The sequence below is a fragment of the Enterobacter sp. ZOR0014 genome (assembly GCF_000798855.1).
Classification (GTDB): Bacteria; Pseudomonadota; Gammaproteobacteria; order Enterobacterales; family Enterobacteriaceae; genus Enterobacter; species Enterobacter kobei.
The window spans coordinates 1-322 of record NZ_JTLF01000282.1 but is presented as its reverse complement, the minus strand read 5'-3'; the positions used below and the strand labels follow the sequence as shown (position 1 = coordinate 322).

Genomic DNA, 322 nt, shown 5'->3' with positions numbered 1-322 from the left:
TTCATCAATTTAACATTGTATTTTTCATTTGTATCTCCTTAATTTCTATAAGACTATAATATCAAAAAAAGTTCACACTGTCAAGCATAAACTTTATTTTCAATTATTCTTCGCCTTTCCATTGTTTGAAATCATCAGCTATATCTTGTGCAAAGCTCATAATGTCGTCAGCAGTGTATTCTGTAAGCTTATTCTCGTTACTTAAGTTAGCAAGTTCTCCTGCATAGTCTAAAGCCTTGTTACGGTCTTTGTCGTAGCTTTCACCCTCTTTCTTGCCAGCTCTCACTAGATACTTTAATACCTGCATTGTATACCAATGTTC

The 322-nt window shown here is 33.5% G+C and carries 1 protein-coding gene; it reads right to left on the bottom strand.

From position 1 onward, the window contains the following. Positions 1–103: 103 nt before the first annotated feature. Positions 104–322 (bottom strand): hypothetical protein (locus tag L977_RS24765; protein WP_047626076.1); only part of this gene is annotated, 219 nt, incomplete at its 5' end.